Source organism: Nocardioides xinjiangensis, from assembly GCF_017916455.1.
Taxonomy (GTDB): Bacteria; Actinomycetota; Actinomycetes; order Propionibacteriales; family Nocardioidaceae; genus Nocardioides; species Nocardioides xinjiangensis.
Genome location: NZ_JAFMSY010000002.1, coordinates 469301 through 480350 on the forward strand (window position 1 = coordinate 469301; position 11050 = coordinate 480350).

Genomic DNA, 11050 nt, shown 5'->3' on the forward strand with positions numbered 1-11050 from the left:
GATGGCTCGATGTGACTAGGCGCCCCCGCCGGTCAGCGGCCACTCGTGCATCACGTGGCAGCGGCCGGCCTCCCACCACGCCAGCTGGAGCCGGTCCAGCTCGACGTCGGTCGGCAGGAGGTCCGCCAGCAGTGCGGCGGTGGAGGCGAGGTCGACCCCGTCCGAGGCCGCGTCGAGCGTGAGGTGGGGCCGGACGTCGCTGCCGAACTCGCCGGCGTACGGCGGCCACGCGGGGAACGCCGCGACGAGCCGGGCGGTCAGCTCGCGCAGCCGCACGTCGGGCTCCGGCACAAGGTGGATGATGCCGTCCGGGAACTGGGCCAGCCCGCCCAGCCGCACCCGCACCGGCGCGGTCGTGGCCGCCAGGGCCGCGACCGTGTCGAGGTCGCGGCGCGAGGGCGACGGGGCGAACGGCCCGAGGGCCGTGATGTGCGCGTGCCCGAACCGCGGGTCGGTGGAGACGAAGGCGGCGTCGTAGTGCCCGGTGCGCTCGCGCACCCACCCCTCCAGCGCCGGCACGGGCAGCTGCAGCACGGAGTGACCGCTCACGCGGGCCAGCCTCGCAGGTCGCCGCCGGACGCCGCTCACTAGGCTGGCGCCCGTCATGACCGAGCCCCCTGCACACTCGCCCATCGCCCCGCCGTCGCCGGAGGCGGCGGCCGTCGCGCAGGAGCGGCTCGCCGGCCTCGCCACGCCACCGGGCGCGCTCGGCCGGATCGGCGAGGTCGGTGCGTGGCTCGCCGCGGCGCAGGGCGAGGTGCCGCCCCGCGCGCTCACCGACGTCCGACTGGTGGTGCTCGCCGGCGACCACGGCGTCGCGGCGCACGCCGTCTCGGCGTACCCGGCAGCCGTCACCGAGGCGATGGTGCGCACGATCGTCGCGGGGCGCGCGGGGGTGAGCGCGCTGGCCGCGGAGCACGGAGTGGCCGTCTCCGTCGTCGACGTGGCCGTCGACGCCGACCTGTCCGACCTGCCTGCCACGGTCACGGCCCGCAAGGTACGGCGCGGGTCCGGCGCCATCCACCTCACCGACGCCCTCAGCCGCGGAGAGGCGGAGCGCTCCCTGAGGCTGGGGGCCGAGCTGGCGGGCGAGCTCGTCGACGACGGCGCGCAGCTGTTGATGACCGGCGACCTCGGGATCGGCAACACCACCGTCGCGGCCGCCCTCGTGGCGGCGATGCTCGGGCTCCCGGCCGACGAGGTCACCGGCCGCGGCACCGGCGTCGACGACGCCGGGTGGGTGCGGAAGCGGGACGTGGTGGCGCAGGCGCTCGCGCGCACCGGACACCTCGGGCACGGCGGCGGCGCCGACCCCGTCGCGGTGCTCACCGCCCTCGGCAGCGCCGACCTCGCCGCCACCACCGGCTTCCTGGTCGAGTGCTCGCGACGAGGCGCCCCCGTCGTCCTCGACGGCCTGATGTCGCTCGCGTGCGCCGTCGTGGCCGAGGCGCTCGCGCCGGGTGCGTCGGCCTGGTGGCTCGCCGGGCACCGCTCGACCGAACCGGCACAGGCGCACGCGCTCAAGTCGCTCGGCCTCGACCCGCTGCTCGACCTGGACATGCGGCTGGGTGAGGGGTCGGGCGCCGTGGCCGCCCTGCCGGTGCTCCGCTCGGGCATCGCGGTGCTGCGCGACGTGGCGCTGCTCTCCGAGGTCCTGCCCGGCCCTCCCGGTCCGTCCGCTTCGTCCGGTCCGTCCGCGTCGGCTTCGTGAACCTCCGCGACGGCTGGCTGCTCGCCACCGGCACGCTGACCGCCGTGCGCGTGCCACCTCCGCGCACCGTGGACCGCTCGGTGGCCGCGACCGCGATGGTCCTCGCCCCGGTCGCCGCCCTCCCCCTCGGTGTCGCCGCGGCAGGGGTCGCCCTGGCCGGCCGGTGGCTCGACCTGCCGCCGCTCGCGGTCGCGTACGTCGTCCTGCTGGCCCTCGCCCTCGGCAGCCGTGCCTTCCACTGGGACGGCCTCGCCGACACCGCCGACGGCCTGACCGCGTCGTACTCCCGCGAACGCTCGCTCGAGGTGATGCGCACCGGTCCCGTGGGGCCCGCGGGCGTCGTCGCGGTGGTGCTCGTCGCCGGCTGCCAGGCCGCGGGGCTCAGCACGCTCGTGCAGCACGACGACGGGTGGTGGGTGGCCGGACTGCTGGTGTGTGCCTCCCGCGTCGGCCTCGCGCTCGCGTGCGTCCGCGGCGTCCCGGCGGCCCGCTCCGACGGCCTGGGCGCCGCCCACGTCGGGTCGGTGCCCCTGGTGGCGGCCGTTGCCGCGCTGGTGGCGACGGGCGCCGTCCTGGGTGCCGCAGGTCAGGTCGTCGGGTCCGCGCTGCCCCTCGTGCTGGGGCTGGTCGCGGCGGTCGCGGTGGCGCTGGCGCTGCTCCTGCGGTGCGTCCGCCGTCTGGGCGGGATCACCGGCGACGTGCTCGGTGCCGTGGTGGAGGTCTCCTTCGCGGTGCTGGTGCTGGCCGCAGCCACCGCGTGAACGGCGTCACCCGCTCCGTCACCCGCTGCGTCAGCTGCCCGACCCCGGCTCGGCCATCTTGCGGTGCATCGCGGCCTTGAGCTTGTCGGGCATCGCCTTGCTCGCGGCCTCCTGCACCTTGGTCTTCACGCCACCCCCGACCACGCGGTCCTTGCCGTCCATAAGCGCGTCGAAGCCCTGGCGGGCGACCGTCGCCGGATCGTCCTTCGGCGACGTCCCGACGAGCGTGTCGTCGGCCATGTCGGCCCGCTCGAAGAACTCCGTCTCCGTGGGGCCGGGCATCAGGGACGTGAGCGTGACGCCGGTGTCCTTGAGCTCGTTCTGCAGCGCCTCGGTGAAGGACTGGAGGAACGACTTCGACGCGTTGTAGACCGCCTGGAACGAGCCCGGCATCGTCGAGGCGATCGACGAGGTCACGAGCACCCGACCGGCGTCGGCCGCCACCATGTCGCGCAGCACCAGCTTCGCCAGCCGCACCGTCGAGGTGATGTTGAGGTCGATGATGGAGAGCTCGTCGGCCAGGTCGTTGTCGACGAACGCGCCGCCCTGGCCGTGTCCGGCGTTCAGCGCGATGGCGGCGAGGGGCCTGCCGTCGGCCTTGATCGCGGCGTAGAGCTCCTCGACGCCCTCCGGCCGGCGCAGGTCGACCTGCACCGGCTGGACGAGACCGCCGCTCTCGGACCGGAGGACGGCCGCGGCGACGGCGAGCTCGTCGTCCTCGGCGGCGACGATCAGGTCGAAGTCGTGCTCGGCGAACTGCCGGGCGAGCTCGAGGCCGATCCCGCTGGAGGCGCCGGTGACGACCGCGAGCTGCCTAGCGCCGGTCGGGGCCGCGCCGGTGGCGGCCGTGGTCTCGGGGCTGGACGCGTGTTCGCTCATGCCGCTCGGTACCCAGCGCTCCTGCGTCCGATCCGCGCCGCCTCTGCGAGGATGCCCGCCATGCGCATCTTGGTCACCGGCGGCGTGCGGTCCGGCAAGTCGACGCACGCGGAGTCGCTGATCGGCGGTGCGCCGGCGACGTACGTCGCGACCGGCGCCGCCCCCGAGCGCGAGGACGACCGCGACTGGACGGCGCGCGTCGCCGCCCACCGCGCGCGCCGACCGGCGTCGTGGGGCACGGTGGAGACCCAGGACCTCCCCCGCGTGCTCGCCGAGGCCGAGGACCCGCTGCTCATCGACTGCCTCGGCACCTGGCTCACCGCGACCATCGACGCCCAGGACGCGTGGGAGCAGGACGCCGACGCCGTCCACGCCCTCGTGCTGGCGCGCACCGACGAGGTCGTCGCCGCGCTCGTGGCGTGCCGCCAGGACGTCGTCGTCGTGACCAACGAGGTGGGCCTCGGCGTGGTGCCCGAGCACCGCTCCGGCCGCCTGTTCCGCGACCTGCTCGGCACGGTCAACCAGCGCGTCGCGGCGGCGTGCGACGAGGTGCACCTCGTGGTCGCGGGGCGCGTGCTACGCCTGTGAGCGCATCTCGGCAGATCCGGATCTCTGTCGAAGCAGACATCGTGGTCGATTCGGTGGGCCATACTCGTGCCCGTGTCGCGGCAAGTCACCACCCGTGCTGAAGCGCGGCTCTCTTGGCTCATCCTCGGCGCCTTCGCCATCCAGGCGGTGGCGTCTCTCGCCGTGTGGTTCGTGGTGAACGACATGTCCCGTGGTACGGGCGTCTTCTACAACGAGGACTTCAGCGAGTCGGTGAGGCTGAGCGTTGTCTGCTCGGTCTTCATCGTGGTGATAGCCGGGTTGCTCCTGCGCCGCGGCCTCGTCGTCGTGGCGGTCGTCGTCGGGTGCCATTCAGCGTTGCTGTCCGGCTTCGCCATCTTCGTGGGGTGGGCAGTCTTCAACTCGGCATAGCTGCCTGCGTGAGACGTCCGCTCATCGGCAGATCCGCGCGCTCGTCGCGGCACATGCGTGCGCTTCGCTCTCGGGCGGTCAGAATCGACCCATGATCAAGTTCTTCCGACGGGGACAGGGAAGCGGGCGTCAGTTACGTCGGCGCCCGGTCGAAGAGCAGATCCGGGCCATTCTCGGATGGAACACGTTCAGGTGGGCCGTCGACCAGTTGCCCGCGGGCGTCGTGATCGACGACGTCACGTTCGGAGACTTGGTGTCGGTCACGCGAGAGGACGTCTTGCAGTGGGTTGAGGAGCACGGCTTCGAGTCCACCGCCGTTCGCGACGATCGATATGACGGTCACGAGTCCCTCTACCTACTGCCGGAAGGGGGTGCCTGGGTCGTCTTCTACTCCGAGCGAGGCAATCGAAACTTCGAGCACCGCTTTGACAACGAGACAGATGGTCGGGAGTGGGTCGTGGACCACCTCTACGACTCCGCGCGCACATCGCTGAATCACCGCTGGTGGCATGCCCACCCTGAGTCGCGGCCAGCAAGCATCGCCGCCATGCCCTGAGCGGATCTCGGCAGATCCGGACGTTCGAGCTGCGCCGGCACGCGGCGGTTGGCCGCACCCGATCAGCGTCACCGAGCACCCAGCGATCGTCGTTGACGATGGTGGGACGGCGTGGGATTGTCCCGCCATGGCCCGATCGGAGGGCAGAGGCGCGACACTCGCCGACGCGCTCGGACGCAGCAGGGCCGCCCGGTTCGTGGGCCGCGCGGCCGAGCAGGAGATGTTCGGGCAGATCCTGTCCGGCGGGTCCAGCGTCCGGGTGGTGTGGATCCATGGTCCGGGCGGCGTAGGGAAGAGCTCACTCACACAGGCGTTCCGACGGCAGGCGGCCGGCGCCGGGAGGTTGGCGATCCAGGTCGACTTCGCGTCAGTGGAACCCCGTCCGGACGCCCTCCTGCGCGAGGCCGCTGTGCAGGGCTGGGCGACGGACGGCGATCCCGCACCGATCATCACGCTCGACAGCTTCGAGCGCGCGGCGGCACTGGAGGGCTGGCTCCAGCACGACTGGCTTCCCGCGCTGCCCGCGGCGGCGATCGTGGTCGTCGCCGGACGCAGGCCGCCGTCCCACCTCTGGCGGTCGGACGAGGGATGGCGGGAGTTGCTCGGCGAGATCCGGCTGCGCAACTTCGCACCGGAGGAGACCGCCGCCTACCTGGCCGGGTGCGACGTGCCCGAGTCCGAGCACGAGACCGCCGCCGAGCTGACGCACGGTCACCCCCTGGCCCTGTCCCTCGTCGCCGACCTGGCCCGGCACGACTCGGCGAAGTCGCTGACCCGGCTCGAGGACGCGCCGGACCTGGTCGACGAGCTGGTCCGCCGGCTGGTCGACAGCATCCCGGACGAGGCGCACCGTCGCGCGCTGCAGCTGTGCGCCCACGCCTGGATGACCACGGAGGACCTGCTGAGGGAGGTGCTCGAGACGCGGCGCGCCGGCGAGCTGCTGGCGTGGTTGCGCGGGCTGTCGCTGGTCGAGGTGGGTCCCTATGGCGTCTTCCCCCACGACCTGGCGCGCGACGTCATCGACGCGGATCTCCGCTGGCGCGACGCCGTCGCCTACGCAGACCTGCACCGGCGGGTGCAGCGGTCGAGCGTCCGTCGTGCCACACAGGTCACGGGCGCCGAGCAACAGCGGGCGATCATGCAGGTCGTCCACGCGCACCGGCACAGCGCGACGGCCGCGTTCTGGAACTACGACGAGCTCGGTACGGCGTACTTCGACGGCGTGCGCCCCACGGACGCGGACCACCTCCTGCAGATGACCAGCCGCCACCAGGGAGACGCGCAGGCTGCCCTGGTCGAGCACTGGCTCGGCCGGCAGCCCGGAGCGTTCCGTGTCGTCCGAACCAAGGCATCCGAGCCTGCCGGCTTCGCTGCGGTGGTGCGTCTGGACCTGGCCGACGCTTCCGACCTTGCGCGCGACCCGACGATGCGAGCGGCGCGCGAGGCGATCGAGCGCCGACGCCCGCTCCGGCCGGGGGACCACGCGACTGTGATGCGGTTCCTCATCGACGCGGAGCGCAACCAGTCGCCCTCCCGGACCCTGAACCTGGGCCCGGTGCTGAGCATCCAGACCCTGTTGGAGGACCCGGCGACGGCGTGGGACGTGATCTGCTGGGTCGACTCGGGTGCCATGGACCCGCTCATGGAGTTCATCGACTACCAGCGGCTGGACGGTGCCGAGCACCGCATCGGCGCGGGGGCCTACGCCTTGTTCGGACGCGACTTCCGGCGCGGGTCGCTGGCCGACTGGTTCGACCTGCTGGCCGACCGCGAGCTGGGCGCTCCGGTGATGTCGCCGACCGGTCGGTCCGACCTGCTCGCCCTGTCCTTCGACGAGTTCGCCACGAGCGTCGGTCGGGCACTCAAGGACCTCCACCGCCGCGACCAGCTGGTGGCCAACCCGCTGTGCCGGAGCCGGTTGGTGGTCGAGGGCGACGACGACCACGAGCCAGCCGACCGCCTGGCCGCCCTGATCCGCGACGCTGCGGACGCCCTCGCGGGCCATCCTCGCGAGGAGCGGCTCGCCCGGGCGATCGATCGCACCTACCTCCGCCCCGCTCCCACGCAGGAGGCGGCGGCTGAGGTCCTCGGCCTGCCGTTCAGCACCTACCGGCGACACCTGACGCGCGGGGTCGAGCGGATCGTCGAGATGCTGTGGCGCCGGGAGATCGGTGGCCAGGAAGTGAGCAGCAACCGGTCTGGAGAGTGAGCAGCGACCTGGATGACGGTGCTGGCATCCGTCGACCAGGAGGTGTTCCATGAAGTCCAACCCGACGCCGGCTCGCGACCGTGCGGTCGTCATCGGCGCCAGCATGGCCGGACTGCTCGCTGCACGCGTGCTCGCCGACCACTACACCGAGGTCATCCTCGTCGATCGCGACCAGCTGACCGGCGGCCACGAGCCGCGCCGCGGCGTGCCGCAGGGTCGCCACATCCACTCCGTCCTCGGCCGAGGGGACGAGATCCTCGCCGAGCTCTTCCCCGGCATCCGCGACGACTTCGCGGCGGCCGGCGCGGCGAGCGCGCGGATCGCCGGCGAGGTCCGGTTCATCAACGCGTACGGCGTGCTCCCGCGCGTCGAGGTGACCACCCCCTCGATCTGCGCCACGAGGCCGCTGATCGAGGACGTCGTACGGGAGCGCGTGCTCGCGGACCCCGCGGTCGAGCTGCGGGACAACACCGACGCGGCCGGCGTGATGGTGGACGGCGGTGGCCGGATCAGGGGCGTGCGGCTCGTCGCGCGCGACGATCACCGGGACCTGCCGCTGTCCGCGGATCTCGTCGTCGACGCGAGCGGGCGTTCCGGGCGCTCCGTCGCGTGGCTCGACGGGCTCGGCCACGGGCGGCCACCCGAGGACATCGTCCACTCGAACATGGGCTACGCGACACGCCGTTACCGGTTGGCCGGCTCGACCGGGCGCGACCAGTTCATCGTCGTGGCGGCACGGCCGGACCGTCCGATCGGCATGGCCGCCGGCGTCGTGGAGAACGACTCCTGGGTCGTGACCTTGTTCGGCTACGGCAGCCACCAGCCCTCCGGCGCGGAGGAAGACTTCCTCCCCCAGCTCGAGGCGATCGCTCCTCGTGACCTGTTCGCCGCCGTGCTGGGGGGCCAGCCGCTCGGGCCGGTCGTGACCCATCGCACGCCGACGAGCATCCGGCGCAACTACCAGCGGATGCGCACCTTCCCACGCGGCCTGATCGTCTTCGGCGACGCCCTCTGCTGCTTCAACCCCATCTACGGTCAGGGGATCACCGTCGCCGCACAGCAGTCCCTGGTCCTGCGGTCCTGGCTCGAGAGCGGCAGCGACGACCCTCGCGTCTTCTTCCGTCACGCTGCGCCAGTGGTCCGAGGCGCTTGGGACATCGTGAGCGGCGCCGACCTGTCGATTCCCGAGGTGCCCGGGGACCGCCCCCTGTCGGTGCGTGTGATCGGGCGTTACATGTCGCGGCTGCAAGCGGCGGCCGTCGGAGACCCCGTCGTCGGACACGCCTACCTGCGCGTCCTCAACCTCCTCGACCGGCCCACCGCGTTGATGCGGCCCGCCATCGCCGCGCGCGTCCTGCGTCCCGGTGCCGCCGTTCGAGCTCTCGCCCCGACCGACCCCCAGCCCACGGCAGTCGGGGCATGACACGGGCCAGCCGGTGGACCGACTCCGGGGCCGGGCGTCACCGCGCTCGCCGTGCCCGTGTTCGGGAAGGTACCGCTGCGCTGCCACGCACGACGTGCGCGCATCCGCGACGAGATGTCGCGCAGGTTCGACGCCGCACGGACGGCGGCGCGCTCGGGCTGGCTGCCGGTGGGACCGAGTCCTGGAGGCACCCCGTTGTGGTCGCCGTCGGACGGGTACCGGTGGCAGGCGGCCCCGGACGGGTGCTGTGCAGGACGCGGAGATCGGACACCACGTATGGCGCCGGACGAGGGCGGTGTGGCAGCCGTGGTGGCGCGCATGCAGCAGTGCCTGGACCGTCTCGGGCCGGCCCAGCACGGACACCGGGCGTTCCTGAGCACCTACCTGCGCACGACCGTCGCCGTCGGGGAGGCGATCGGACGAGGCGTCTTCGAGGACAGCACGTGGGTCGAGGCGTGGGACGTGGCGTTCGCGGACCTCTACTTCGATGCGCTCGATGCCGACGCGACCGCCGGCGAACGGGTGCCGCTGCCCTGGCGGCTCGCACTCGGTGCACCGCCCGACCTGCCGCCGCTGCGGCACGTGCTGCTGGGCATCAACGCCCACATCAACTACGACCTGCCCCAGGCCCTGTTGGCGGTGATCGACGACCGTGACTTCGCCGACCCGGTCGTGATGGAGCGGCGGCGGCGCGACCACGAGCGGATCGACGCGGTGCTCCGGGCGCGCGTCGGTGCCGAGAACGAGGAGCTGGTCGCCCAGTCGGGCGTGACGCTGCTCGACCGGGTCCTGCAGCCCGTGAACCACCGGGCCTCCGGGCGGTTCCTGCGCATGGCGCGGCGCAAGGTTTGGCACAACGCGCTCGAGCTGCAGCAGGCCCGTCTCACCGGACCGGAGGCGTACGCCGTCCGGCTCCGGGAGCTCGAGGCGTTGAGCGCTGCGCGCATCGACGACCTGCTCGCGCCCGGGCCGGTGCTCCTGCGCCTCGGCATCAACGGCTCCGGGATCCTCCTGCCGCCCGTGCGGTGACGTACTTCTTCTGCTTCGGCCTGGGGCGGATCCGAGCGTGCACGTGCCCGACCCGCGAACCCGCACGCCCCGGGAGCGGCGGAGCCGTCCCCCGTCATCCGAGGAGGACGAACGACCCCAGCGCCACGAGCCAGGACGCGAACGAGCCGAGCAGGAAGTACTCCGTCATCTCGTGCACTGTCTGCTGCTCGTGACGTGAGGAGAGCTCGGGGAAGCGCAGCAGTCCCTTGGCCGCGACGACCACGCTGGCAGCGGTCACCTGGCCCCCGAGGGCGAGGGCGAGGATGAAGACGCGCTCGAGGGGCCCGAGGAGCCGGCCGCCCTTGAGCTGCGTCGGCGGCAGCGCGCCGTCGGCGCGCGGATTGATCGTGCCGGTCGCCTTGAGCACCAGCCGCACGAGGACGTTGCCGGTCGACAGCTGCACCGCGAAGGCGCCGAGCAGCAGCAGGAAGCGGTCGGCCGGGACGTCGCCCAGGTCGGCCACGGCGAGCGAGGCGAGCCAGCGTCCGAGCGGACCCGCGGCGTCGGGCGCCAGGCCCGAGCAGGCGATGGCCCCCAGCAGCGCGACGACGAACACCCCCAGCGGGAGCCGGGCCGCCTTCGGGCCCGGGTGGCCGAAGCCCCAGGTGACCGTGAGACCCCACACCAGCACGACCGCGACGATGACCAGGAGCGCACCGACGTCACGACCCGACGTCAGCCCGGCGAGCAGGCCGGTGCAGAGCGCCACCAGCGCGCCGACGCACTCCGGCAGGAACCGGGTCCTGCGCACGGAGTGCGTGAGGTCGGTGACCGCGAAGCCGATCAGCAGGATCCCGAGCCAGCTCACCGGTCGCCTCCTTCCTGCTGCTCGTCGCCTCGTCCGGGCCCGAGCATGTCGTGGGCGGCGACGATCGCCGCCAGGCCGTCGGCGCGCACCCGCTGCGATACCGCGGACGGGCTGATCCCCAGCTCCTCGGCGACGTCGCGCTGCGTCTCGTGGGACAGCAGACCACGCAGCACCGACACCGAGCGCTCCGACAGGCCGCTCACGCGCTCGTCGCGCAGCACGAGCGCGGCGTTCACCAGCCCGGGGTCCGGACCGCCCGGCGCCCCGTCCGCGACGGCATACGCCGTGCGCAGCCACCGCTGGGCCGAGGTCGACTCCGACCGCGCGGCGGCCTCGATCGCCGACCGGGCCGCCCACCAGCCGGGGCCGTCCTCGATCCCGGCCCCGGCGTCGAGGAGCGTCGTGCCGCCCCAGCCGATCCCGTGCCGCACGTCGCACACCGTCCACATCTCGACCCGCACGAGGAGCGTCGCCTGCACGGCCTCGCCGACGGTGGCGAAGGTCCCCTGGAACTCGTCGCCCGCAGTGATCCACAGGGGCCGCACCGGGGCGAGGAGGTCGTTGACCGTGGCGATCGCGCGCGACAGCTCCTCGTGGAGGCGCCGGCGGTCGAGCGAGGCGCGCGATCCGACGAGGTCGCCGATCACTGCAGCCATTTCCTTCACTCAACCCATG

Annotated in this window: 12 protein-coding genes; 8 read left to right on the forward strand and 4 right to left on the reverse strand. The window is 73.1% G+C overall.

All coding sequences use genetic code 11. From position 1 onward, the window contains the following. Window positions 1-15: 15 nt before the first annotated feature. Complete coding sequence (locus J3P38_RS13160; RefSeq protein WP_307807902.1) at window positions 16-549, reverse strand: 2'-5' RNA ligase family protein; 534 nt, start codon at window positions 547-549, stop codon at window positions 16-18. A gap of 55 nt (window positions 550-604) precedes the next feature. On the opposite strand from J3P38_RS13160, the gene cobT reads away from it, so the two are divergent. After that, window positions 605-1711 carry a nicotinate-nucleotide--dimethylbenzimidazole phosphoribosyltransferase gene (gene cobT / locus J3P38_RS13165; RefSeq protein ID WP_210503969.1) on the forward strand — a complete coding sequence of 369 codons (1107 nt, stop codon included), beginning with the start codon at window positions 605-607 and terminating at the stop codon, window positions 1709-1711. Then, complete coding sequence (locus J3P38_RS13170) at window positions 1708-2472, forward strand: adenosylcobinamide-GDP ribazoletransferase (RefSeq protein ID WP_210503970.1); 765 nt, start codon at window positions 1708-1710, stop codon at window positions 2470-2472. Before cobT ends, J3P38_RS13170 begins: the two co-directional genes overlap by 4 nt. Before the next feature lie 30 nt (window positions 2473-2502). On the opposite strand, the gene J3P38_RS13175 is transcribed toward J3P38_RS13170, so the two are convergent. Beyond that, window positions 2503-3351, reverse strand: coding sequence for an SDR family NAD(P)-dependent oxidoreductase (locus tag J3P38_RS13175; protein ID WP_210503971.1), 849 nt, complete (start codon window positions 3349-3351; stop codon window positions 2503-2505). Between the two features lie 60 nt (window positions 3352-3411). Here J3P38_RS13175 and cobU point away from each other — a divergent pair, with 60 nt between their 5' ends. From cobU to J3P38_RS13205, 6 genes are all read left to right on the forward strand, one after another. Continuing rightward, on the forward strand, window positions 3412-3939 hold the full coding sequence (gene cobU, locus J3P38_RS13180) for a bifunctional adenosylcobinamide kinase/adenosylcobinamide-phosphate guanylyltransferase (protein ID WP_210503972.1): 528 nt from the start codon (window positions 3412-3414) through the stop codon (window positions 3937-3939). Between the two features lie 72 nt (window positions 3940-4011). Then, window positions 4012-4329: a hypothetical protein gene (locus J3P38_RS13185; RefSeq protein WP_210503973.1), complete on the forward strand. Its 318-nt coding sequence runs from the start codon at window positions 4012-4014 to the stop codon at window positions 4327-4329. Between the two features lie 91 nt (window positions 4330-4420). Beyond that, window positions 4421-4885, forward strand: coding sequence for a hypothetical protein (locus J3P38_RS13190; protein ID WP_210503974.1), 465 nt, complete (start codon window positions 4421-4423; stop codon window positions 4883-4885). 127 nt (window positions 4886-5012) lie between these two features. Next, a complete protein-coding gene (locus J3P38_RS13195) occupies window positions 5013-7094 on the forward strand; it encodes an ATP-binding protein (RefSeq protein ID WP_210503975.1) in 2082 nt (693 codons plus the stop codon). 49 nt (window positions 7095-7143) lie between these two features. After that, window positions 7144-8517, forward strand: a complete 1374-nt coding sequence (locus J3P38_RS13200; protein ID WP_210503976.1) for an FAD-dependent oxidoreductase — start codon at window positions 7144-7146, stop codon at window positions 8515-8517. Window positions 8518-8814: 297 nt separating this feature from the next. Then, the gene (locus tag J3P38_RS13205) at window positions 8815-9546 is read left to right on the forward strand and encodes a DUF5995 family protein (RefSeq protein ID WP_210503977.1); all 732 of its coding nucleotides are present in this window, start codon (window positions 8815-8817) and stop codon (window positions 9544-9546) included. Between the two features lie 94 nt (window positions 9547-9640). Here J3P38_RS13205 and J3P38_RS13210 read toward each other — a convergent pair whose 3' ends face one another. Together J3P38_RS13210 and J3P38_RS13215 are read right to left on the reverse strand one after the other, a co-directional pair. Further along, entirely contained in the window at window positions 9641-10375 is a 735-nt protein-coding gene (locus J3P38_RS13210) for a hypothetical protein (protein ID WP_210503978.1), read from the reverse strand. After that, window positions 10372-11031, reverse strand: a complete 660-nt coding sequence (locus J3P38_RS13215; RefSeq protein ID WP_246856056.1) for a SatD family protein — start codon at window positions 11029-11031, stop codon at window positions 10372-10374. The genes J3P38_RS13210 and J3P38_RS13215 overlap by 4 nt, the downstream gene beginning before the upstream one ends. Window positions 11032-11050: the final 19 nt, after the last annotated feature.

Bases quoted from the DNA above. Each gene is read 5' to 3' on its own strand.
- J3P38_RS13175 (WP_210503971.1), bottom strand. From the start codon at position 3,351: ATGAGCGAACACGCGTCCAGCCCCGAGACCACGGCCGCCACCGGCGCG.
- cobT (WP_210503969.1), top strand. From the start codon at position 605: ATGACCGAGCCCCCTGCACACTCGCCCATCGCCCCGCCGTCGCCGGAG.
- cobU (WP_210503972.1), top strand. From the start codon at position 3,412: ATGCGCATCTTGGTCACCGGCGGCGTGCGGTCCGGCAAGTCGACGCAC.
- J3P38_RS13215 (WP_246856056.1), bottom strand. From the start codon at position 11,031: ATGGCTGCAGTGATCGGCGACCTCGTCGGATCGCGCGCCTCGCTCGAC.
- J3P38_RS13190 (WP_210503974.1), top strand. From the start codon at position 4,421: ATGATCAAGTTCTTCCGACGGGGACAGGGAAGCGGGCGTCAGTTACGT.
- J3P38_RS13195 (WP_210503975.1), top strand. From the start codon at position 5,013: ATGGCCCGATCGGAGGGCAGAGGCGCGACACTCGCCGACGCGCTCGGA.
- J3P38_RS13200 (WP_210503976.1), top strand. From the start codon at position 7,144: ATGAAGTCCAACCCGACGCCGGCTCGCGACCGTGCGGTCGTCATCGGC.